The sequence below is a fragment of the Pseudomonas sp. GL_091 genome (assembly GCF_057837725.1).
Genome location: NZ_CM174451.1, coordinates 2,597,245 through 2,617,166, shown reverse-complemented (window position 1 = coordinate 2,617,166; position 19,922 = coordinate 2,597,245). Strand labels below are relative to the sequence as shown.

The following is a 19,922-nucleotide window of genomic DNA, read 5'->3' as shown; positions in this document are numbered from 1 at the left end:
GTCTTCACCACGAGAAAAAACTGACGACAGCCGTAGGCACAACCTTCTCCGGGAGGGCTATGCCAACGGTGATTTACACGATCAGTTGCTGGATCGTCGCAAGTTGTCCACCGAGTAATAGGCGGCATTTCTCTTGACGTTGTACTCAGCAGGTTTTTCTTCGTTCGACAGGAACATCACGAAAGCACGACGCGATTGCAGGTCGTAATCGACCTGGCCTGCCGTGGTGGCGGTCAGGACGTCGTAAAGGTTGACCGAGTGGCTTTCCTGAACTCGCCAAAGATTGTCACGAGTGTCATACAAGTCGCCGTGCAGGATTTCCCAGCTGTCCTCGTCAACGTAAAGCATGCGTCGGCCATAGATGCTGCGAACGCCAGGTTTGACTTGCGCTTCTACCACCCATACCCGGTGTTTCTCGTAGCGAGGCAGATCCTGATTCAAGTGATTCTGCTGCACGATGTCGCGGTACTTGAGTGCCTTCGAAGTAAGGTCGTAGTTGTTGTACGACACGAGCATTTCTTTCTTGCCAACCAACTTCCAGTCGTAGCGATCCTGACCGCCACCGAACATGTCGTAACTGTCGATTGTGCCCAGGCCATCGCTGTTGAATTGTGGTGTGTCGTACGCCACGTCTGGCGCGCGCAACACGCGGCGCTGACCCGGGTTGTAGGTCCAGGTCTTGCGCGCACCAACCGTACGGTCCGAGACGTCGACCAGCAGAACAGCCTCGCCGGCAACGTTGGATGGGCTCAACGTGCGCTGCATGTAATAGGTGATCTGGTTAGCAGGGCTATCAGGAATTGCCTTGCCCGTGGTTCGTGATTCGGCCCATTTGATGGGGGTGAAATTGCCATTGCTCTGTACCGGAAAAATGACGAAATCACGCTCCGTACTCAAGCCGTAGTACCGATATTCATGGTTGTAGATCACCTCTGAACCGTCTTTCGGTACAGGGAAAGGTACGGATGAGGCGAAGACATTGGTTACCCCCATACCGCCTGCAACCGTCTTGGCCTTCGCGGCCTCGGTCTTGATATCGCTGTATTCCTGTGGAGGTAATGCGGCCGTCCGGTGGGTGGGATAGACCTTCATTTTGTAGTCCGGGTAACGCTTGAGCATTTCGATCTGCCCCGGCGCCAGCAGGTTCTGGTATTGCCCCAGATTGGCGGCGGTGACCGTGTAAAGCGGTTTCTCCGCCGCGTAGGGGTTGGCATACCCCTTGGTTTTATCGAATCCCGCCACAGGCTGGGTCAAACCGCCATCCCAAGGTGGAATCGAACCATCCGCATTACCTGCTTTTTGCGCACCGACAGGCGTCAGGTCCTTGCCCAGTCGGGCAAGGTCTTGCGCTGAAGTTTCGGCTTGCGCGCCAAGGGTCACCCCGACAAGCGCGCCCGCCGCCAAGATACCCAGCACGCCTTTTATTCTTTTGTTGTCCATGCTTTTGCCTGCTTTGGTTAAAAGTTGATGCCCGCGACCAGAGAGAAGAAGTCACGATCGTGGAATTCGTCATACTTCGCGTCGTGGTTGAAACGCGAATAGCTGAAGTCGACGTAATACTTGCCGCTGTAGTCCAGGCGCACTCCCGGCGCTACCACCAGTCGCCCCTCACTGAACAAACCATCTCCGGAGTAGCCGCTGATGTCGTCCGACACGAAGACGCGCGGCTTGACATTCACCCCGGCGAATACGTCCGGGTAGCTGACCTCAAGTTGGGCACGTACGCCCCAGACGTTGGAGGTGGCAAAGCCTTTGTTTTGGCAATACTTCGGATCGGGGTTGAGTGCCGCGCATGGCACGCCTGCGACCGGGCCTGATCCGAACACAAAGGCACGTCCGTAACGTGTCGAGTCATCTGGATCGCCGATTCCATCCCAGTGCTGATAAACCGCTTCCGCCGCCAGAGTGGCGGCCTCGGCACCGAGGATCCGTGGCAACACCTGGATGGTCGACAACTGAGCCTGGGTTTTGGATTTGCGGTCATAGCCGCTCACGAAGGAACCATTCGCAATGGATGCCAGGTTGGCCTGCGGGCCAATGCCATTGGTAAGCCCGTTGATCAGGTCGACGCCATTGATCTGCACGGGCAGGCCAGATGTATGGCTGATTTCACCAAACACTGACCAACCACCGATGACGGTAGAAGCACTCAGGCCAACAACATGGATACCGTCCGCGCTGTAGTCGAGGGTCTGCTGCGCGGGGCGTACGCCTAGTGGTGGGTCGGCAGACCAGATCGAACCAGGCACAGTGGTGGGTACCAACGTCGCACTGACGTTAGGAACGCGGGTGTGATAACGCGCGTAGTAGAGCCCGAAATCAGTGTCCAGCGACTCGACCCGGTGACGCAGCGCGATGCCGTACTGACCGCTGTCTGGCGGCTCTCGATCATGCGTCAACTGCATCTGGAAGTTGGCTCCGCCCAGCGCAGGAATTCCGGCAAAGGCTTCGCGATCGGAAAACGGCCCCGCCGCCACCAGAGTTCCACTGTTCGAACAGTTGGCGACACTGGACGGAGACCAGTAGGTGCCACAGCCATCCAGAACGGTTTTTTCCCAACGCAACTGGTAGAACGCTTCCACACTGGTACCGTCTACTATGCCAAGGCTGGCGAACAACTGTGGCAACGGGAGAAGGATTTCTTTGACCTGAGCGCCGGGCCGATGAGCTGCGGTGATATCGAACGCACCGTATTCGTTGATACCGGGTACAAACAGACTTTCCCCCCAGTTCACAACCTGGTTGCCAAACTTGACGGTCAGAGGATGATCGCCACTCAGCTGAAATGTGTCGTAAACATAGGCGTCGAGTAGTGCGACACCGGAGAACTTGGACAAGTGATCGAAATCGGAGTCGTTCAGCCGCGCACCAGGCTCATAACCGTTGGCGAAGCTGCCATGGGGCACGCCACTGTTGTTGAGTGTGAAGTCGTCCCAGGCCTTGGCGCGTACAAACACGCCAAGATCGTCCTTACTGACATCGATGTCCCCCAGGATATTCACCACGGTCGAGTAGCGGTCACCCTTACCAAAGTTCAGATCGCCGTTATCGTTGCCACTACTGGCTTTACCACCGTTCCCTACGGAAATCAGATGTGGATCGGCGCTACTCGCTCGCCAACTGGTACCCAGTGATGTACCGAGCGACCAGCGAACATTGGCCCCCTCATCAGTGGTAAACGAACCAGCTTCAGCGCTGCTCGCGGCCAGACCTGCAAGACACAAAGCGACACTCAGCCTGCCGGCGCCCATGGCGCCGGAATGGTCTTTGTTCTTCATAGTTTCACTCGTATTTTTGTTTTTGGAAGTTGCGAGGAAATTCGTAGATCAGTGCCAGACTCCGCAGCTGGCAACTGATTGTTTCTCAGGACACTGGGGCGCTTACTTTGGTACCTCGGGCTTGCGGACAGGGCCGGCTGTCACACCACCATCGATCACCAGCTCGGCGCCATTGACGTACTCGGAATCATCGGATGCCAGATAGACCACAGCGTTGGCGACGTCACTGGGCAAACCCAAGCGCCCTGAAGGGATCAGCGCGCTGAACATCTCCTCAACACCCAGCCCGGCACCAAAACCGTAATGGCTCTGCGTCATCGGCGTATGGATCACACCCGGCAGTAAGGAGTTGCAGCGAATTGCCAGCCCCTCACTGGCAGCTTCAATTGCGGCGCATCGGGTCAATGCCCTGACGGCGCTCTTGGAAGCGCAATAGGCCATCTGGTTGGTTGCACCTATCAACCCACCGATCGAGGACATGTTGATGATCGAACCGCCGTGCCCTGCCATGGCGACAAAGGCCGCCTTGATCCCCAGGAACACGCCGTCGATATTGATCGAGGTGACTTGCCGGAATTGTTCGAGGCTCGTGTCGGAAATCGGCTGTACCGCCAGCACTCCGGCGTTGTTGACCAATACATCAAGCTTGCCGAAGCGTTGCTGAACCTGGACCATCACCGCATCCCAACTCACGGAATCGCTGACATCATGACGAAAGGCTTCTGCGGTCAAGCCCCGATCACGCAAACCTGCTGCCACCTTTTCAGCGGTGGCCAGATCGATATCGGTCAAGGCCACGTGGGCGTAATGACTTGCCAATGTCGCAGCGATTTCCGCACCAATGCCGCGAGCGGCGCCCGTAATCAGTACTACTTTGCCATCCAGTCTTTTCATTGCATCGCCCTGAATAATGCCGAGTGCACCAGATCGCCATGAGGTTTTGGCAATTCTGAATTCTTATTGGTATTTGGATTCCGCAAAGAATTTCTACACCTTTATTGGTGTATCAGCCAGATTTTTTTTATTTTTTTTCGAGGTGCTCTGTCTTTGGTAAAAAGGAATTTCCAGCGAGCCAGTCATAGTGGCTTGAGAGAGAACCAGGGCGGACTCAAAGCGAAGGTTGGATGGGCGAAATCGCAGGCTTGCTGCTATATTCCCGCGTTAACTACAGGAGAGCCCAATTCGCCCATGCGCCCTACCCGCCTAACTCGCCCTCAACAGCAGGCCCAGACACGTGAATATCTCCTGACAGCAGCTGAGAACGTCTTCTCTCGTCTCGGTTATGGTGGCGCCTCACTAGAGCTGATAGCCGCCGAGGCAGGCTTTTCCAAGGGCGCGATCTACTCCAACTTTCCGAACAAGGAAACGCTCCTGCTGACCTTGCTGGATAGGTACATGGAGCGCGACATGGCTGGACTGGCAGAGCTCGCGGCTCAAGATCCGGACAGAATGTTCGAGGGGGTGACCGAGTGGCTGATGAGCATGAATTCCGATAGCGAATGCCCGCTGTTGGCGGTCGAGTTACAACTTCATGCAAGCCGCAATCCTGAGTTCGCAGAAGTATACGATGCGCGGCATAAGCGTCAGACTGAAGGGGTGGCTAATCTCCTCGACCTGTATTTCAAAGCCACCGGCACGAAAAGCCCTCTACCTACGACTGATCTTGCCGTGGCGCTGACAGCCATGGTGCATGGCATCAGTCTCCAGCGACGCAACACCCAGGATACAGACCCCGTTGAAGCGGGTCGTATCGTCAACCAGATATTGACTAGCCTGGTCTTCCGACAGAAAGAGGCGTAGGCCTCTCTGCGTTCGGGCTTTTCGCCGACGCCCTTCCAGTCACTGATTACACATCTGGATACGCCATTACCCAGTCCTGGCAAGAAGTGGAGATGCCCTCCCACCAGCGCCCACTCCAGGCACAGAAACCGGCAGCTGGTATGTTCACTGATGGTTGGGCTGGCCGTTAGAGTCGCAATCCACCGTCGACCAAAATCTCGGCGCCATTGACATAACTGGCCGCATCGGATGCCAGGAACGCGACGACCTCGGCTACCTCCTTCGGATCAGCAATCCGGTTGAGCGGTATCATGGCCTGATACTTCGCATTTGCTTCCGGCGGATTGCCTGCGATCATCGGCGTCTGGATCATGCCTGGATAGACCGAGTTGACACGAATACCGACACGTCCCAATTCGGCGGCAGCACAACCGCTCATCCCGCGTACCGCCCACTTGGACGCGGCATAGGCGAACTGCCCCGGAATATTGCGAATAGCCGAAAGCGAGGAGATGTTAATGATTGAGCCACTGCCCGTACTTTGCATCGCCTCGGTCACTGCCTGCATGCCCAGCATCACACCCAATACATTGACCTGGAAATACCGCTCCAACTCAGCCGGCGTGGTCCCCTGCATATAATTGGGGCTGTAGATTCCCGCGTTGTTGACGAGGATGTCGATCCGGCCGAACCGTTCCAGTGTCTCGGCGACCACCACAGCCCAACCCTCGGCACTCGAAACATCATGCTTGATGAAGAATGCAGCCTCTCCGATTTCTGCCGCGACCTGTTCACCATTGTCTTGAACATCAGTCAAAACAACTTTGGCGCCTTCGGCGGCGAAGAGCCGGGCCTCTGACTCACCCTGCCCGCTTGCCGCACCTGTGATGATTGCAACCTTGCCACTTAACCGTCCCATGCCATTTCCTCTTTATTGGATTTATTGGATGTAGCGCTGCGCCTTGACGTTCGGAGGCACCTCCGAAAGCAGATGGTTTTCTGGCGCAGATCAGATTAAATACTTATTAGTATCTGAAAATCAATCGGTATTTAATTTGAAAGAAAGGGAATGGAAAGGCTGGGGGCTTGCGCAGGGCTCGTTTCGCGTAATCTCAAACGAAGAGCCCCAAGATCGCTACTATCCGGGCATTTTTATAGGGTCTCGGCCTCGCGCAGAGTTTGCGGACTGCTGAGGGCGTAGCGCGCAATTTCATCCTTGCGCATGAACGCAACACCCGGCCGGCTCTTGGCATAACGCAGAAATTCGTCCCACACGCGCACCATCTGAGGCGAACCACTGATGCGATCATGCGCACTGACCGACATCATGCGCCGACGTGTTCCGGCCTCTTCGTAGAGCTGATCGAAGTCTAATTTGATCTGTTCCAGGAACTGGGACGGCGAATAGTTGCGGCCTTCGATCAGCAGAATGTCGTTGTTGCGCAGCGTATACGGCACAACGACGAAGTCCTTGCCATTGACCTGTTCGATGAAAGGCTCATCGCGGCTCAGATCGTCGATATGGTAGGCGTAGCCCAATTCCTGTAGCAGCGACAACGTGTTCGGACCACGCCGCAGCCAGTTGCAGTTGTAGCCAATCGGCCGTTGCCCTGTAACCTCCTCGACCATGGTGGCTGCCTGAACGAGGAACTGCTTCTCCTCCTCGCGGCTCATCGCAAACTGGGAACTCCAGCGAGGACCGTGCCCGGCCGCTTCATGGCCGCGTGTCACGATCTCTTTTGCCAGTTCAGGATGCCGCTGGGCGGCCTCGCCGATCATGTGCGAGGTGACCTTGACCTGGTGGCGATCCCACAGATCGAGCATGCGTGGAATTCCCTCCCGATACCCATAGGCGAACCAGGTATTGGCTGCCAGATCCGCTGGAACCTCGGCTGGAAAATCTACTTTGGGGAAAGGACTGTCCGTCCCCTTGGCCGGCTGTCCACCCGCCTCAAATTGCATGGATATGGAAACGACCAGACGAATGTCACCAGGCCAGAATTTACCACCGCGTGGCGCAGCCGAAGTCTTTGGCGTGGGTGCTGCGGTTTGCGTGGCTGCGACGGCTGGGAGCATTGCGCTCGCAGCCAGGACGCCAGCTGCTGCACCGGCGCGATTGAGAAACGTCCGGCGACTGACTTGCTCCGATGCCTGTGACTCATCAGCAATGGACTCGTGATCATTATTCATCAGTGTGATCTCCTTACTTCGCAATGCCGAGCTGTTGCAGCAGGGCCAGGTTATCTTCGAGATGCCAGTTCTCTGCGATACGACCGTCGACGACGCGGTAGATATCAGTCGCTATGAAATCGATCGCCTGCCCTTCGCCCTGGACGTTCTTGAACTGGCCGGTGAAGTGACCTGTGAAACGCAAATGAACGACGACTCGGTCGCCAACGACCAACATCTGTTCCACTTCACAGTGAATATCGGGAATTGCCGAATGCATCGTTTTCGATGCCGCGAGTGGGCCGGGGATGCCTTGTGGGCGGCCTGGCGGCAGCGTGGAATCCTTGAAGTCGGAAGTCAGAGCGGCGCGCGCGAGCGCTTCCTCACCCGTGGTCCAAAACGTGTCATAGCGTCGTGCGGCCAGGATTTGCGCATCAACCTGGGCCTTTGGAAGGCTATGGTCGATGATCACGGTGCGAGGCTGAATGAGTGGATCGGTCGCCGCGAAGACGGGGGTCACCGCGACGGAGATCAGAAAAGTAAGAAGCCAGCAACGTGCGCGAGTCAGGCGCACAACAGGTACATGCGACATAAGGATTCTCCAATCGGTAATGAGGGATACACAGGTCGAACTGCAACTCGCAGGCAGTTCGATAAAGGCTCGATTGCTCAGGGGATGACGGGGTGCTGATCGCTGACCAGCTCGATGACAACGCCGGATGCCAACGCGACGAACAACTGGCGCTCACCCGTTAGTGGGACTTCATTGAGCCCATAGTGAATGCCGCTCAGTCGTAGCCGATCGAGCAACTGCGACCATTCCTGCCCGCTGCTGATTCGTAACCCGATATGGTCAATACGAGAGGACGCAGGTTTCACCGACGAGGTGGTGGCCGCTTCGATCAAGTGAATGACCGGTTGCCCGTTTGCATAAAGCCAATAACCACCTATGCCAAATGGCGGACGGGGGCCGTCGTGAAAACCAACCACAGAGCAAAGAAAGCGCCTTGCACCCTCGAGGTCTTCGGTGACGATCGTTGCATGGTCAAGTTTCATGACGAGACTCTGGCTGTTTGTTCATGTCGCCATTCTGCGCAGGCCCCGCCGACTTGATAATTGGCGTATTGTTTGAATAACTTTCAAATGATTTCGAAATATCATGGACTACCTTGGCGACATCAGGCTGTTTGTCGAAGCAGCAAACCTGGGCGGATTGTCGGCCGCAGGCCGCAAGCTCGGACTATCTCCCGCGGCAGCAAGTGCGCGCCTCGTTAAACTCGAATCGGTGTTGCATACGCGCCTGTTCGAGCGCACGACACGTCACCTGCGCTTGACGGATGAGGGGCGAACGTACTTGTCCTATTGCCAGCAGGCACTCCAGGCACTCGACGATGGCAACGCCTTTCTACAAGCTGGAAAAAGCGTGGTGGGTGGCAAGGTGCGAATTTCCGCAACTTCGGATTTCGGCCGTAACGTACTCAAGAACTGGCTTGACCAGTTCAACAGGCAATACCCCGAAGTGACGTTTGCATTAGTGCTATCGGACTCGCTGTCGAATTTGTTGCGCGACGATATTGATCTCGCCATCCGATTCGGTGTGCCGCCAGACAGTTCTTTCGTAGCCCGACCCTTGGCGCCGAACCGGCGTGTGTTATGCGCATCCCCCCAATTTCTTGCAAAGCACGGCAGCCCGGACCACCCACGAGATTTGGAACGTTTCGACTGCATCGTTCTCAACTCTGTTGCCGGGCCTGCGAATGACTGGCGCTTCACCCGTAATGGCAGAGTCGAAAATCATAGGGTTGCGCTTGCAAACGCTCGCGAGACGAATGACGGAGCGGTCGCTCGAGAGTGGGCGGTTCACGGATACGGCATTGCAATGAAATCGGTGTGGGATATTGGCGCAGACCTGAGAGCGGGACGCTTGAAGATTCTACTGCCTGAATGGAGAACTGCGGACGCGCCGGTAAACGCCCTGTATCAACGCAACCGGTACATGGCACCTCGCGTACGCGCCCTTCTCGAATTTTTGATCGAGCGCTTTGCAGAAGAATCCAGCAGTCTGGAAGAATATTTGAGGTAGATGCTTCATCTGCAACACTCCTCCTGCCTACACAGAATCTAGTGTGTTGCATCGACCAGTTGAATCCACAGTCGCGACAGGCAGTAATCGGCCGAGAGTGTGTAAAAACGAAAGCCATCAAAATCGGAAGCGAACAAATTAACATTGCTGCCGCAGGTAACTAGTAGTACCCAAGCGTTTGCAACGTTCTGGCAAGATTCAGTACAGGTTGTAATTTTTCATCAAGTAACGTCCACCACTCGTGCTCAACCCATTCACCAGTCTCTATCTGGTGCATGGGTGGCATCCAATCTTTATGTCGATCGCAAACATCCGGGATGGCTCGCGCTAGGGCCCCCAAAAGAAGGCCTGCTGTGCCCGAGCGCGGACCGGTCCAACGGGAGCAAGCTCCCTCGCCACAGACAAGCGCCCTTTCACAGCTGAACAGACGTGCAAGGTTATATGACCGTTAATCCGAGAATTCGCCAACGCCCAATAAAAACATATTTTTATGCCTATATTGATATTGTCGAACGTTTCCACTCTCAGAGGGTGCCGTCATGAATATCAAAACCCTGGCTTTGCTCCTGCTGGCTTTGTGTGCGCAACCGGTCTGGAGCCAGACGCCTGCCGCCTCTCCCGCCGCTGCCGACAGCCCCGCGCTGACCACGCGCCTGGCCGAGCGTGACCTTTGGGTCGAACACATTTTCTGGATCAGAAACTACGCGCTGGCCAATCAATCCGCCGACAAAAAGCAAGCCAAAGTCGCGGCGGATCAGGTGGTCGACAACGCCACCAAAATCGCCAACAGCATCGCCCCGCTCTACGGCCAACCGGCGGCGGATCAACTGCTCAAGCTGCTTGCCGGCCATTGGGGCGCGGTGAAACACTACAGTGACGCCACGGTCGCCAAAGATGCGAAAGGCAAGCAGGCCGCCATCACCGAGTTGACCAGCAATGCCAAGGCGATTGCGGCATTTCTGGCTACGGCCAACCCCAATCTGCCTGAGGCGACACTGGTGACGATGTTGTCAGCCCATGGCGGTCACCACATCGCCCAGATCGATGAGTTTGCCGCGCACGATTACGCCGGCGAAGCCCGCACCTGGGCGATGATGCGTACGCACATCCTGGCCCTGGCCGACGCGTTGACCGGCGCGCTGGTCAAGCAATTCCCGGACAAGTTCTGATATCGCGCGAGGGCACACCATGCTGGAAGGACTGGGCCGAACACAGCAGGACCTGCTCAATGCACTGCTGCACCATGGGGGCGGCATGAGCATTGACGAGTTGGCCGAACACCTGGCCGTCACGCGCACGGCGATCCGCCAACACCTGGCGGCGCTGGAGCGTGACGGCCTGGTGCTGCGCGGCGACACCCGGCCGACGGGTCGTCGTCCGGAACAGCTGTATCGGCTCACCGACCACGCGCGGGAGCAGTTCCCTCGCCACTATCAGCTACTGGCCAGCGTATTGATCGATGAAGTGGCGGGCATCATCGGTCCTGAAGCCCTGACTTCACTGATGCGCAGCATGGGCCGCAAACTGGCTTTGGACCGTGAGCAACAGGTCGTGGATGAAGCCAGGATCGTCCAGCACATGAACCAGGCGGGCTACGAAGCCGAGGTGTTTTTTCGCTCAGGAGACACCCCGGAAATCGTCGCGCATAACTGCGTGTTCCATCGCCTGGCCGCCGAGCACCCAGTGGTCTGCGAACTCGACCTGGCTTTGATCGGCGCGTTGGGCGGCGGCGAAGTCGAGCACAGCGAATGCATGGTGCGCGGCGGGCATGTCTGTCGCTTCAGACTGCGACCGAGCGAAACCCCGGACGTCGCGACTGACGCTGCTCCAGCCGATACCGATCAGCCAGCCTAGCGCTTGCGTGACAGCCGTTGCTGCCAGTTTCCAGCGTTGTCCTGCTGACAGGCTTCTTCAGAATCGAACAGCACATGGGCCGCGACCGGGCTGAGTTGAACGTGCGCCTCACCCAAGGCCATCGCGGTGAATTCGACCATGCGTTCGCCCTGCCCTTTGGCCAGCGCCTGCCCCCTGTTGGCCTGGGTATCGAAGACCCAAACCACCTTGAGGCTGGCCGGAAACCGGGCGTAGTCGACGATATGGGTCAACCACTGAAACCCGACGATTTCCGCTTTGGCCGTCTCGCACGCTTCGGTCAGGGTGACGACCAGACGCCGTTCGATATGCGCCTGATCGCGTTTGCTCAAACCCATGGATTGATCCTTGTCTGGGGCGAAAAAAACCCATCATACAGACCCGCCGACACCCTTCGTCGGACTCATGGCTACGCCCGCAAATAGGCAGCTGTCCGCCGTGAACCTTGTTTCAAGGCACCAGTCATAGCCCAGCGCTTTTCCCCACTTTCTTCGTTGTCATCTCATCAGAGTTGTCCGTCCATGCGCCAAACTGTCGTTGCCTTGCGCTTTTCTTCGCTGTGCCTGTTTTCCCTGCTCCCGGTTCTTGCCAGCCCCGCCCATGCCGATGGGCAACGGCAACTGGTAGACGCCATCAACGACTATCGCGCCCACCCGCAACGCTGCGACCGGCGGCCGACGCAACGCTTATCACCCCTGACGCTCAAGTCGAACCTGGCCCTGCCCGTTGGTTATGGCGGTGGGTTGCGGGACCGGTTAAAGGCTTCCGGCTATCAGGCCACCATGGTGCGGTCCATCCGCGTGGTGGGTGCGCGGGATGCCGAAGAAGCCTTCGATATGTTCCAGGACGAGCACTGCGCCGCACTGCTCGACAACCAATACGCCGACATCGGCGTCAGCCGCGCCGGGAGTGAGTGGCAAGTGGTGCTGGCACGGCCGGTACTCGACGGACAAACCGGCGATCCACGCAGCGCCGCACAGGCGTTGCTGGCGCAGGTCAACGCAGCCCGGGCCAAGCCGCGCCTGTGTGGTCGCCAGCGTTTCGCCGCCGCGCGGCCGCTGTCCTGGAGTGCTGCCCTCGGCGCCGCCGCCCAGGGCCATAGCAAGGCCATGGCCTACGGCAACTATTTCGCCCACCAGGACCCCGACGGTGACATGCCCTATGACCGTGCCAAGGCCGCCGGCTACCGTGGCCGGCAGATCGGTGAAAACATCGCCGCCGGGCAAGGTTCACCCAGCAAGGCCATGGCCGGCTGGCTCGCCAGCCCCGGGCACTGCGCCAACCTGATGAACCCGATGTTCACCCAGGTCGGTGCCGCGTACGCCGCCAACGCGCGCAGCGACAACGGTGTTTACTGGACGATGCTGTTTGGCGCGCCTTGAGCCGCTGACCGGACCCACCTTGCGGGCATTAAAAAGCCCGCACTGAGCGGGCTTCGTGGGTGAATGTAATAAGTAGGTGGCCGGCGCTGGTCTCCGGCTTACAAGGTTTATCAGGCCTCCCACAAAAGAGTCGTGAAACTGTAATGGAACTCTTCTGCTTCACACGGCATAAGGGCTGGATCCCAGCGCGGGGATCTTTCTAACCGTGTACCCTTCGGAACGCGCCCCACGTCTCCTTGCTATCCTTTTGCGCATCAGTCTGCGTCTTCACCTACATGGTTGAGGATAGCAAAACAGACACAATTTCCAACCGGGCTTTTAGACCGATTTCGACCAGCAGAAAACATGGCTGGACGGAAAAAAACTAAGCCCGCAGCGCGGTTCAAAAGGGGCTGCACATCCAACATTGATAGTGCCTGACACGCCGCCTTCGCTGTAGGAGCGGGCTTGCCCGCGAAGGGGCCGTTAGCTTCAACATCAATGCTGACTGATACTCCGCTTTCGCGAGCAAGCTCGCTCCTACACAGCGAAGGGGCCGGCACATCCAACATCGGTGCCTCATGCAGGCCGACGCACCACCCTCACCTTGCCGCTATCGCCGCCACCGCAGAACAACCGCTCGCCGCCATCGGACTCCAGCCCCGACACGCCGACGCCTTCCGGCATCTTGAGGCTTTCCAGCACTTCACCGGTTTGCGAGTCGATGCGCCGCAGTTCACTTTCGTCGCCCTCCCAGGTGCCATGCCACAGCGCACCGTCCACCCAGGTCACGCCGGTGACGAAACGGTTGGATTCGATGGTGCGCAGGATCTTGCCGGTCTCGGGGTCGATCTGGTGAATCTTGCGTTCGCGGTACTGGCCCACCCACAACGTCCCTTCGGCCCAGGTCAGCCCCGAATCGGTGCCTGCGCCGGGGGCAGGAATCGTCGAGAGGATGCGGCCGGTGCGGGGGTCGATTTTGTGGATGCGGTCTTCGGCGATCTGGAACAGATGCTCTCCGTCAAACGCGGTGCCGGCATGGGCCGCGACATCGATCGAGCTCAGTACCTTGCCGCTTTCCGGGTCCAGGGCGTTGATTTTGCTGTTGCTTGCGAACCAGACCTTTTCGCCGTCCCAGGTGACGCCGCACACGTGGTCGACATCGGCAAACGGGCCATATTCACGAATGATTTCAGCAGTTGCGTGTTTCATCTGGCATTCCTCGATGGGGGTTGGTGGCGTTCATCCTAGCCACCGGGCAGCGGTGCCGGGAGTAACAAGGTCGTCGCGAATCCCGGCACGGGCGGCGTCATCCAGCGCCGCGCGCGGCCACGGCCAAACCACTGCACCTTGCCCTGCTCCGCCAGTGTATCGAGCGCCCGTTGCACCGTGCGCTGGCTGGTACCCAGCGCCAGTGCCAGGGCGGAACTGGACCACGACTCGCCATCGGCGAGGCAGGCAAATACCGCGGCAAATTTCTCCTCGACCGGTTGCGCCAGTGTCACCACCTGCGTACACACCGGCGATTGCAGGGCATAACCGCGTGCCGTCGCGATGACGCCGGCCAACGGCTTGAGTGCCTTACGCAGCCTGCCGATTTCCACCCGAAGCCGGGCGCGATGGGATTCATCCGAGAGCCTCAGACGGAACGCCCGGGCGATCAGCGTTTCCCGCGCAACGTCGGCGGGCCAGGCCTCGGCCAATGCGCGGGCGAGCACGAACAGGATCGGCCGCGTCGCGAGCGACACCGACATGCCACAGCCGCGCACAACATACCGGCAGGCATCCACCACCAGTGACGTTGAACAGAACAACGCTTCAACGTCATCGAGCAACAGCGGCCGTGCTTCACCCCGGGTAATCAGGCGTGCTGCGGGGGTGTCGAGCAGGCGCGCAGCGTGTTCGACCTCAGCCATCAGCGCGGCGATCCCGGTTTGACTAGCTGCCTGCCAGGCCCTGTTCAACGCCTCCCGCGCCGCGTGCGATTGCAGGCGTCGAATGGCGATTCCCGCCAGCAGCAGTTCATGGGTTGCCCGCAAGGTCGGCGGCAATGGGCCGGGATCGAGTTCGGCCAGTAACTGCTGCGCCTCATCGAGCTGACCGATCAACAGCAAACGGCGGATTTGCAGATAACGCGCATGGGCGGCATTTACCCGGTCACCGTGGTGTTCAAGGGTGACCCGCGCCGTTTCGAGCGCCTTGACCGGCCACCCGAGTTCCCGCGACGCCAGGGCTATTTCCGCCTCGGCCACCACACAGCGCGCCCGGGCCAGCACTTCCTTGGGCGCAAAGGCCCGTTGCGCACGCTTGACCAGCGCCCTGGCCCGCACCAGATCGCCCAGTTGCGCCATGGCGATACCGCGCAGGGCCAGCGCCGGGGCATCGTCGCGCAAGGCCACGCGGTCCAGTGCGCCCAGCGGATTGCCCGCCGCCAACGCCTGTGCGGCGGCCGCGATCATCGAGTCCATGGAAATCCCGCCACGCTTGTCACTCCCATCATTCGATACCCGGGTTTAGTCTAAATCACGACCTTTCACCAGGAGCGTAGAACGATGAACACCCACAAAACCGCGTCCCGGGACCAATGGCTGGCGGCACGCCTGCAACTGCTTGAAGCGGAAAAGGCCCTGACCCGACGCAGCGATGAAGTGGCCAGGCAACGCCAGGCATTGCCATGGGTTCGCCTCGACAAGGCGTACCGCTTCGATACCGACACCGGCAGCGCCACCCTGGCCGAACTCTTTCAAGGGCGCTCGCAACTGCTGGTCTACCACTTCATGTTCGGCCCCGACTACACCGCCGGCTGCCCGTCCTGCTCAGCCATCGCCGATGGCTTCGACCCCGTCGTCGTCCACCTGGCGAACCACGACGTGACCCTGATGGCCATATCCCGCGCGCCGTTGGCGAAACTGCAGGCCTACAAGCGCCGAATGGGCTGGACCTTCCCCTGGGCCTCGGCCGCCGACAGCGACTTCACCGCCGACTTCAATGTCTACTTCACCGAAGAGCAGCAGCGTGAAGGCTTGGTCGAATACAACTACCAGCGCGGCGGGCATGCCATGGACGCCAGTGAAATACCGGAACCGGTGAAACAGTTCGCCGCGACCTGTGGCACCGATGCGCCGACCTATACCCGCGACAGGCCAGGGCTGAGTACGTTCGTGTTGGAAGACAGCGAGATCTATCACACCTACTCCACCTACGCGCGGGGCCTGGACGGATTGTGGGGAATGTACCAATGGCTCGACCGCTCGCCCAAGGGGCGTAATGAAACGGGACCCTGGTGGCGCCGGCATGATGAGTACCAATGAGCGACAGCGGTGTCACTGACCGCCGATGAAGACATCCGCCAGTTTGTCCACCAGCGCCGGCTTGGTCTGCGAGACCCAGCGTCGGGTCGCCCACTCCTGCCACTCCTCGGCACGGTCCAGGGTGTAGCGCGGCACAAAGTCGCCGAGGAACCGGCCGAGGTTGTGCAGCGTGACTTCATGGCCGGCGTTGGCCATCTGCTCCAGCAGGTCCCTCAGGGCCACTTCGAATTCGGGCGGCCACTGTTCGCCGGCCAACACCTGCTCGACCGTAGAATGTCGATCAAAGCCAAGCGAATTGCACACTGGCATTGGCATATTCCTCGGTAGGCGTTGTGGATGAAGTCAGCCAAAGATGCTGCACAGCTCAATGCTGCGCAACCACTTCACTTGACGGGCCCCGGAATGACGATCGCTTCCCGAGACCAATGAAAGGTGTTCGCCGAGCTCCGTCTGCCCGTGCGAATGTTGTCGATACACCACCAGCACCGCATCGCCCACGTCGGTATTGATCAGTTCGTTCCAACTGAACAACGCGACGTAGCCGTCACTGGCACGCGCCACCACATAGGCGCGTTTCCAGCCTTTGGGGTCGTCGCTCTTCAACCCGGCCTTGAGGACAATTTCCCGCAGCAGCACCCCGCGATAGCCCTTTATCTGTGCTTTTTGCGCATTGCCCTCGCAGGTATTGCTGGTCAGTCTCACCCAGTCGTAACCCGGCATGGCTTGCAGGTCGGCCACGCTCAGGCACAACGGGTTCTGCACTTGCCCGACCACCTCCAGTGTCTGTTCAGCCACATTGATGGTCGGGCGTGACAACAACGCGGGGTTGGCGCGGGGGCGAACAAGGCTTCGCACAGTCGAAAAAATTGAACGCATGGCGATACTCCTGTCGGGGGTTGACCAATCACCTGGCGGTCCTGGGCTGCCCACCGGCAGGCCAGGACCGGTCCCGTGCTTAAAGCAGCGGCAGGCTGTAGCTGAGGATCAGGCGGTTTTCATCCAGGTCGCTGCTGGCATTGCCACGCAAGCTGGCGTTACGCCAGGAAATGCCCACCCCCTTGAGTGGACCGCTTTGCAGCGCATAGTCGATCCGCAGGTCACGCTCCCACTCTTTGCGGTCACCGGCGGCGGAGTCGATATTGTCGCCACTCAAATAAGTGACCACGGTCTTGAGCCCCGGCACGCCAAGCGCGACGAAGTCATACCCGTACTCGGCCAGCCAGGTGCGCTCGCCGGCACTGAGGAACTTGCCGATCTGCCGGTCGGTGATCAGGTATGCAGTGGCGCCGTCGCCCTGGTTGACGAACGGGAACGCGCTGTCGCCGGAGACTTGCTGGTAGCCGGCGCTGAAGGCATGGCCACTCAGACTGTAGGTGAACAGGGCACTCCAGGTGTTGTTGTCCACTTCACCGGCATGGGTGTCGCCCGCTCGCCAGAAACCGCTGCTTTTGTAGCCCTGGGCACGTCCGGCCGCGTTGCCGTTCTTGCCATCGGCGCTGCTGTTGAAATAGCGCAGATCAGTCTTTAGCGCGCCGGGGCCGATGGCCATTGTGTGGATCAGGCCGAGGAAGTGCTGTTGGTAGAAATCTTCGAGACTGCCGTAGTAGTACTGGGCGGTCAGGTCCTTGGTGATCTTGTAGTCGCCACCGGCGAAGACGAAGGTGTCGGAGTCGGCCAGCGCGGTGCTGGCCGGGGTACCGGCGGGACGCGTCGCGCCGCCGATGCGCAGATCGATATCGTCGGTGGAGCTGCGGGTCTTGGTGCTTTGCAGTTGACCGGCGGTAAGGGTCAGGCCGTCGATTTCGCTTGAGGTGATCTGCCCGCCTTCAAAGGTTTGCGGCAGCAGGCGACCGTCGTTGAAGTTGATCACCGGCAGCTTGGGTTGCAAGGTGCCCAGGCGTGCTTCGGTCTTGGAAATGCGCACTTTGCCGGTCACGCCGCCCTTGGAATACTCATCGACCGCATGGCCATCGCTGTCCGTGGGAAACAGCGCCCCCGGCGTGCGGTCGATACCGGCCTTGCCCGCGCGACCGCCGCTGTCCAGCTTCAGCCCCGTCATGGCGATAGCGTCCAGGCCAAAACCGACGGTGCCCTGGGTAAATCCGGAGATCACGTTGAGTTGCAGCCCCTGCCCCCACTCCTTGGCCTGGCTGGTGTAGGCGGCATTACCCACCTTGCCCTGGCTTTCCCGGTTGTCCGAATTGAAATAGAAATTGCGCAGGCTCAGCGAGGCCTTGCTGTCATCGATAAAACCGGCGGCGATGGCCTGGTGGGTCAAACCACCCAGGGTGATGGCCAGGGCCAGGGGTTGCAGCTTCATTGTGTTTACTCCGGTGCGGGTCTCTTTTTTTTTGGCGTCCAGGGTCCTGATCCCCTCGTGATCTGACGTTTTCGCCCATCGCTATATATTTTTGTATATAGCGATGGGCGAAATTTAAGGCATGCAGGTCTGCAAGCGCCGTCAGTGGTACGGGATTGAGGCTCGGAAAAGATCGAAACAGGTCTGGCGGCCTGCATCTTTCTAGAAGCTGACTTTTAAGTCAATAAATTTAACAAAAGTGAATGGAACGTTTAATCACGCCTGCTAAAGCTTTTGATGGGCTGATCGGCTCATCGAACTTCCCTTCGATTCATGATCAATCCGGCAACAGTGTTTATCCCCCCGACCGATTTTTGCGCCCCCGCCAAACGCCTAACATCGGCTCTACCCAAGTGAGCAAACCCAATCAGATGCAACCCGCTCACAAGGCTGAACACCCCTTGCAGGACAACATTTCAAACCACGAGGTGAAGATCATGAAACTGTTGAACATCGCACTCTTTGTTGCCCTTGGCGCCGCTGGTGCCCAGGCCTTTGCAGAAGACAGCCACTCGACTGCCGCCACCGGCCAATCACCCGTTGAAACCTACACATACGGCACCAGGCTGGATATCAAACGCGTCATCGATGTATCAGAAATAGCCAATGAATGCGGACCGGTCCCGGCGCGTATGACCTACGAAGATTCCCAAGGTCAACGCCGCACCATCGAATATCAAGTCATGGGCAGCGGATGCTCGAACGGTTGAGCACGGTACGGACGATGGAGGGTCGACACTCCATGCGTACAGCACCAGCCACATCGCTACACAGATGCACCGACAATTTTTTCATCAGCGGCGAGCAACCCCGGAATGGAATGCTTCAGAAATTCCACCCAGGTTTTTATTTTTGCATCCACGAACTTGCGTGACGGATAGATCGCAAACAGGTTCAGTTCTTCAAGCCGATACCCCGGTAATACCCGCACCAAGGTCCCCGCCCGCAGGCCCTCGACAGCCGAAGCAATCGGCTGAATGCCAATCCCCATCCCGTTCTTGATCGCGAATGTCATGGCGTCAGCCGTGTTGACGTGAAAGGGCGACGCCCGCGTGCTGAACGTTTCTATCCCCTGGGGACCTTCGAATACCCAGTTCTCGGCCGGCATGACCGTGTTGACGATTCGCAGGCAATCATGGCCGCCAAGATCACTCGGCGACTCGGGAGTCCCGCGCTTGCTCAGGTAGGCCGGCGAGGCGCAGAGAATGCTGTAGGTGATGCCCAGCCGCTGGGCGACGAATCCGGAATCGGGCAGGTCCCGCGCCAGCACAATCGACATGTCATAGCCTTCCTCGAGCAAATCCGGCAGCCGATTGGTCACGGTCAGGTCAAACAGAACCGAAGGATAGGTTTCTCTGTAGCGGGCAATGGCGCCGATCACGTAATGGTTGCCGATGGCCGACATGGCGTGAATTTTCAGCCGGCCTGCGGGCATGACCTGAGCGGTGCCCGCCTCTTCGTCGGCCTCGCGCATGTCCTGCAGGATCCGCTCGCAGCGCTGCAAATAGCGCACGCCGGCTTCGGTCAGTGCCAGGCGTCGGGTGGTGCGGTTGATCAGCCGCGTCTGCAGCCTGGCTTCCAGGCTGGAAACAGCTTTAGAAACGTTGGTCGTGGTGGTGTCCAACGCCGCGGCCGCCGCGGTGAAGCTGCCACTTTGGGCCACCGCCGCGAAACAGCGCAGGGTCTGGAAAACATCCATCGTTTCACCTC

General features: G+C 58.8%; 21 protein-coding genes. 7 read left to right on the top strand and 14 right to left on the bottom strand.

Features of this window, described 5'->3' with window-relative positions:
- Nucleotides 1–81 precede the first annotated feature (81 nt).
- The 3 genes from AC3ITY_RS12015 to AC3ITY_RS12005 all read right to left on the bottom strand — a co-directional run bounded on the left by AC3ITY_RS12015 (nucleotide 82) and on the right by AC3ITY_RS12005 (nucleotide 4,172).
- Nucleotides 82–1,440, bottom strand: coding sequence for a DUF1329 domain-containing protein (locus tag AC3ITY_RS12015; RefSeq protein WP_489309317.1), 1,359 nt, complete (start codon nucleotides 1,438–1,440; stop codon nucleotides 82–84).
- 17 nt (nucleotides 1,441–1,457) lie between these two features.
- Nucleotides 1,458–3,278 (bottom strand): DUF1302 domain-containing protein, encoded by a 1,821-nt coding sequence (locus tag AC3ITY_RS12010; RefSeq protein WP_489309315.1) that lies wholly within the window; start codon nucleotides 3,276–3,278, stop codon nucleotides 1,458–1,460.
- 102 nt (nucleotides 3,279–3,380) lie between these two features.
- Complete coding sequence (locus tag AC3ITY_RS12005; protein ID WP_489309313.1) at nucleotides 3,381–4,172, bottom strand: SDR family NAD(P)-dependent oxidoreductase; 792 nt, start codon at nucleotides 4,170–4,172, stop codon at nucleotides 3,381–3,383.
- Between the two features lie 294 nt (nucleotides 4,173–4,466).
- Here AC3ITY_RS12005 and AC3ITY_RS12000 point away from each other — a divergent pair, with 294 nt between their 5' ends.
- Nucleotides 4,467–5,078 (top strand): TetR/AcrR family transcriptional regulator, encoded by a 612-nt coding sequence (locus tag AC3ITY_RS12000; RefSeq protein ID WP_489309311.1) that lies wholly within the window; start codon nucleotides 4,467–4,469, stop codon nucleotides 5,076–5,078.
- A gap of 166 nt (nucleotides 5,079–5,244) precedes the next feature.
- On the opposite strand, the gene AC3ITY_RS11995 is transcribed toward AC3ITY_RS12000, so the two are convergent.
- From AC3ITY_RS11995 to AC3ITY_RS11980, 4 genes are all read right to left on the bottom strand, one after another.
- Entirely contained in the window at nucleotides 5,245–5,976 is a 732-nt protein-coding gene (locus tag AC3ITY_RS11995) for an SDR family NAD(P)-dependent oxidoreductase (protein ID WP_489309309.1), read from the bottom strand.
- Nucleotides 5,977–6,209: 233 nt separating this feature from the next.
- Entirely contained in the window at nucleotides 6,210–7,247 is a 1,038-nt protein-coding gene (locus AC3ITY_RS11990) for a polysaccharide deacetylase family protein (protein ID WP_489309307.1), read from the bottom strand.
- Between the two features lie 13 nt (nucleotides 7,248–7,260).
- The gene (locus tag AC3ITY_RS11985) at nucleotides 7,261–7,818 is read right to left on the bottom strand and encodes an ester cyclase (RefSeq protein WP_489309305.1); all 558 of its coding nucleotides are present in this window, start codon (nucleotides 7,816–7,818) and stop codon (nucleotides 7,261–7,263) included.
- 77 nt (nucleotides 7,819–7,895) lie between these two features.
- The gene (locus tag AC3ITY_RS11980) at nucleotides 7,896–8,282 is read right to left on the bottom strand and encodes a VOC family protein (RefSeq protein ID WP_489309303.1); all 387 of its coding nucleotides are present in this window, start codon (nucleotides 8,280–8,282) and stop codon (nucleotides 7,896–7,898) included.
- Between the two features lie 103 nt (nucleotides 8,283–8,385).
- Between AC3ITY_RS11980 and AC3ITY_RS11975 the strand changes: the two genes are divergently transcribed.
- The 3 genes from AC3ITY_RS11975 (at nucleotide 8,386) to AC3ITY_RS11965 (ending at nucleotide 11,163) form a co-directional block, all read left to right on the top strand.
- Nucleotides 8,386–9,309 carry a LysR family transcriptional regulator gene (locus AC3ITY_RS11975; protein ID WP_489309301.1) on the top strand — a complete coding sequence of 308 codons (924 nt, stop codon included), beginning with the start codon at nucleotides 8,386–8,388 and terminating at the stop codon, nucleotides 9,307–9,309.
- 539 nt (nucleotides 9,310–9,848) lie between these two features.
- Entirely contained in the window at nucleotides 9,849–10,478 is a 630-nt protein-coding gene (locus AC3ITY_RS11970) for a hypothetical protein (RefSeq protein ID WP_489309299.1), read from the top strand.
- A 19-nt stretch (nucleotides 10,479–10,497) separates the two neighbouring features.
- Complete coding sequence (locus tag AC3ITY_RS11965) at nucleotides 10,498–11,163, top strand: helix-turn-helix transcriptional regulator (protein ID WP_489309298.1); 666 nt, start codon at nucleotides 10,498–10,500, stop codon at nucleotides 11,161–11,163.
- Here the strand turns inward: AC3ITY_RS11965 and AC3ITY_RS11960 are convergent.
- Nucleotides 11,160–11,519, bottom strand: coding sequence for a hypothetical protein (locus AC3ITY_RS11960; RefSeq protein WP_489309296.1), 360 nt, complete (start codon nucleotides 11,517–11,519; stop codon nucleotides 11,160–11,162). The two genes, AC3ITY_RS11965 and AC3ITY_RS11960, sit on opposite strands and share 4 nt — an antisense overlap.
- Nucleotides 11,520–11,702: 183 nt before the next feature.
- Between AC3ITY_RS11960 and AC3ITY_RS11955 the strand changes: the two genes are divergently transcribed.
- Complete coding sequence (locus AC3ITY_RS11955) at nucleotides 11,703–12,563, top strand: CAP domain-containing protein (RefSeq protein ID WP_489309294.1); 861 nt, start codon at nucleotides 11,703–11,705, stop codon at nucleotides 12,561–12,563.
- A 558-nt stretch (nucleotides 12,564–13,121) separates the two neighbouring features.
- Here the strand turns inward: AC3ITY_RS11955 and AC3ITY_RS11950 are convergent.
- The gene (locus AC3ITY_RS11950) at nucleotides 13,122–13,754 is read right to left on the bottom strand and encodes a Vgb family protein (protein ID WP_223456587.1); all 633 of its coding nucleotides are present in this window, start codon (nucleotides 13,752–13,754) and stop codon (nucleotides 13,122–13,124) included.
- A 35-nt stretch (nucleotides 13,755–13,789) separates the two neighbouring features.
- Nucleotides 13,790–15,010 (bottom strand): helix-turn-helix domain-containing protein, encoded by a 1,221-nt coding sequence (locus AC3ITY_RS11945; RefSeq protein WP_489309291.1) that lies wholly within the window; start codon nucleotides 15,008–15,010, stop codon nucleotides 13,790–13,792.
- 84 nt (nucleotides 15,011–15,094) lie between these two features.
- Here AC3ITY_RS11945 and AC3ITY_RS11940 point away from each other — a divergent pair, with 84 nt between their 5' ends.
- Nucleotides 15,095–15,853: a DUF899 domain-containing protein gene (locus tag AC3ITY_RS11940; protein WP_489309289.1), complete on the top strand. Its 759-nt coding sequence runs from the start codon at nucleotides 15,095–15,097 to the stop codon at nucleotides 15,851–15,853.
- Nucleotides 15,854–15,865: 12 nt separating this feature from the next.
- Here AC3ITY_RS11940 and AC3ITY_RS11935 read toward each other — a convergent pair whose 3' ends face one another.
- The 3 genes from AC3ITY_RS11935 to AC3ITY_RS11925 all read right to left on the bottom strand — a co-directional run bounded on the left by AC3ITY_RS11935 (nucleotide 15,866) and on the right by AC3ITY_RS11925 (nucleotide 18,173).
- Nucleotides 15,866–16,162 carry a hypothetical protein gene (locus AC3ITY_RS11935; protein ID WP_489309287.1) on the bottom strand — a complete coding sequence of 99 codons (297 nt, stop codon included), beginning with the start codon at nucleotides 16,160–16,162 and terminating at the stop codon, nucleotides 15,866–15,868.
- A 33-nt stretch (nucleotides 16,163–16,195) separates the two neighbouring features.
- Nucleotides 16,196–16,729, bottom strand: coding sequence for a molybdopterin-dependent oxidoreductase (locus AC3ITY_RS11930; protein WP_489309285.1), 534 nt, complete (start codon nucleotides 16,727–16,729; stop codon nucleotides 16,196–16,198).
- A 79-nt stretch (nucleotides 16,730–16,808) separates the two neighbouring features.
- Nucleotides 16,809–18,173, bottom strand: a complete 1,365-nt coding sequence (locus AC3ITY_RS11925; protein ID WP_489309283.1) for an OprD family porin — start codon at nucleotides 18,171–18,173, stop codon at nucleotides 16,809–16,811.
- A 476-nt stretch (nucleotides 18,174–18,649) separates the two neighbouring features.
- On the opposite strand from AC3ITY_RS11925, the gene AC3ITY_RS11920 reads away from it, so the two are divergent.
- The gene (locus tag AC3ITY_RS11920) at nucleotides 18,650–18,922 is read left to right on the top strand and encodes a DUF2790 domain-containing protein (RefSeq protein ID WP_489310846.1); all 273 of its coding nucleotides are present in this window, start codon (nucleotides 18,650–18,652) and stop codon (nucleotides 18,920–18,922) included.
- A 56-nt stretch (nucleotides 18,923–18,978) separates the two neighbouring features.
- Here the strand turns inward: AC3ITY_RS11920 and AC3ITY_RS11915 are convergent, their stop codons facing one another.
- Nucleotides 18,979–19,911 carry a LysR family transcriptional regulator gene (locus tag AC3ITY_RS11915; RefSeq protein ID WP_489309281.1) on the bottom strand — a complete coding sequence of 311 codons (933 nt, stop codon included), beginning with the start codon at nucleotides 19,909–19,911 and terminating at the stop codon, nucleotides 18,979–18,981.
- Nucleotides 19,912–19,922 lie beyond the last annotated feature (11 nt).

Bases quoted from the DNA above. Each gene is read 5' to 3' on its own strand.
- AC3ITY_RS12015 (WP_489309317.1), bottom strand. From the start codon at position 1,440: ATGGACAACAAAAGAATAAAAGGCGTGCTGGGTATCTTGGCGGCGGGC.
- AC3ITY_RS12010 (WP_489309315.1), bottom strand. From the start codon at position 3,278: ATGAAGAACAAAGACCATTCCGGCGCCATGGGCGCCGGCAGGCTGAGT.
- AC3ITY_RS12005 (WP_489309313.1), bottom strand. From the start codon at position 4,172: ATGAAAAGACTGGATGGCAAAGTAGTACTGATTACGGGCGCCGCTCGC.
- AC3ITY_RS12000 (WP_489309311.1), top strand. From the start codon at position 4,467: ATGCGCCCTACCCGCCTAACTCGCCCTCAACAGCAGGCCCAGACACGT.
- AC3ITY_RS11995 (WP_489309309.1), bottom strand. From the start codon at position 5,976: ATGGGACGGTTAAGTGGCAAGGTTGCAATCATCACAGGTGCGGCAAGC.
- AC3ITY_RS11990 (WP_489309307.1), bottom strand. From the start codon at position 7,247: ATGAATAATGATCACGAGTCCATTGCTGATGAGTCACAGGCATCGGAG.
- AC3ITY_RS11985 (WP_489309305.1), bottom strand. From the start codon at position 7,818: ATGTCGCATGTACCTGTTGTGCGCCTGACTCGCGCACGTTGCTGGCTT.
- AC3ITY_RS11980 (WP_489309303.1), bottom strand. From the start codon at position 8,282: ATGAAACTTGACCATGCAACGATCGTCACCGAAGACCTCGAGGGTGCA.
- AC3ITY_RS11975 (WP_489309301.1), top strand. From the start codon at position 8,386: ATGGACTACCTTGGCGACATCAGGCTGTTTGTCGAAGCAGCAAACCTG.
- AC3ITY_RS11970 (WP_489309299.1), top strand. From the start codon at position 9,849: ATGAATATCAAAACCCTGGCTTTGCTCCTGCTGGCTTTGTGTGCGCAA.
- AC3ITY_RS11965 (WP_489309298.1), top strand. From the start codon at position 10,498: ATGCTGGAAGGACTGGGCCGAACACAGCAGGACCTGCTCAATGCACTG.
- AC3ITY_RS11960 (WP_489309296.1), bottom strand. From the start codon at position 11,519: ATGGGTTTGAGCAAACGCGATCAGGCGCATATCGAACGGCGTCTGGTC.
- AC3ITY_RS11955 (WP_489309294.1), top strand. From the start codon at position 11,703: ATGCGCCAAACTGTCGTTGCCTTGCGCTTTTCTTCGCTGTGCCTGTTT.
- AC3ITY_RS11950 (WP_223456587.1), bottom strand. From the start codon at position 13,754: ATGAAACACGCAACTGCTGAAATCATTCGTGAATATGGCCCGTTTGCC.
- AC3ITY_RS11945 (WP_489309291.1), bottom strand. From the start codon at position 15,010: ATGGACTCGATGATCGCGGCCGCCGCACAGGCGTTGGCGGCGGGCAAT.
- AC3ITY_RS11940 (WP_489309289.1), top strand. From the start codon at position 15,095: ATGAACACCCACAAAACCGCGTCCCGGGACCAATGGCTGGCGGCACGC.
- AC3ITY_RS11935 (WP_489309287.1), bottom strand. From the start codon at position 16,162: ATGCCAGTGTGCAATTCGCTTGGCTTTGATCGACATTCTACGGTCGAG.
- AC3ITY_RS11930 (WP_489309285.1), bottom strand. From the start codon at position 16,729: ATGCGTTCAATTTTTTCGACTGTGCGAAGCCTTGTTCGCCCCCGCGCC.
- AC3ITY_RS11925 (WP_489309283.1), bottom strand. From the start codon at position 18,173: ATGAAGCTGCAACCCCTGGCCCTGGCCATCACCCTGGGTGGTTTGACC.
- AC3ITY_RS11920 (WP_489310846.1), top strand. From the start codon at position 18,650: ATGAAACTGTTGAACATCGCACTCTTTGTTGCCCTTGGCGCCGCTGGT.
- AC3ITY_RS11915 (WP_489309281.1), bottom strand. From the start codon at position 19,911: ATGGATGTTTTCCAGACCCTGCGCTGTTTCGCGGCGGTGGCCCAAAGT.